The 532-nt window shown below is 38.5% G+C and carries 1 protein-coding gene; it reads right to left on the bottom strand.

All coding sequences use genetic code 11. The annotated features are described in order from the left end of the window. Positions 1-2: 2 nt before the first annotated feature. Positions 3-446 carry a heat shock protein Hsp18 gene (gene hsp18, locus AB8S09_RS15810; protein ID WP_369869562.1) on the bottom strand — a complete coding sequence of 148 codons (444 nt, stop codon included), beginning with the start codon at positions 444-446 and terminating at the stop codon, positions 3-5. Positions 447-532 lie beyond the last annotated feature (86 nt).

The raw sequence follows: 532 nt of genomic DNA, 5'->3' as shown, positions 1-532 counted from the left end.
ATTTACTGGATTTCAATTCTTCCTGACTTCTTCTGTCCTTTCTCGGCTTTCGGAAGTACAACCTTTAAAACTCCGTCCTTGAAGGAAGCCGTTATGTCGCTGTCCTTCACATTGTCTATATAGAAACTTCTCCTGAGCTCTCCGCAGTTTCTCTCACGCCTTACATATCCATTGCCTTTGTCTTCCTTATTGTCATCTCTCTTTGCAGATATTGTAAGGTAGTTGTCGTTAAAGCTCAAATCTATAGCATCTTTTTTCACTCCCGGAAGGTCTGCTTCAACTACATATGAATCATCATTTTCCTTGAGGTCAACTTTAAAACCCCTGCCGAATCCACTCACCGCCGGTGCAAAGAAATCACTGTTGAAAAACGAATCTACAAAATTCCTGAACGCGTCAGCCTGACTTAAGAAATTATCTCTTTTAAATGGAACCATATCAAACATGGTACATACCTCCTTATACATTCTACAAGATTTTTTACCGATTATCTTTTTTATCGGCTGTCCTTATTTACAGTATTATAATACAA

Origin of the sequence: Clostridium lapidicellarium (genome assembly GCF_041224415.1) — a bacterium.
GTDB classification, from domain to species: domain Bacteria; phylum Bacillota; class Clostridia; order Clostridiales; family Clostridiaceae; genus Clostridium_B; species Clostridium_B lapidicellarium.
Note: the sequence above shows the minus strand (reverse complement) of the source record. Positions and strands in the feature narration are given on the sequence as shown.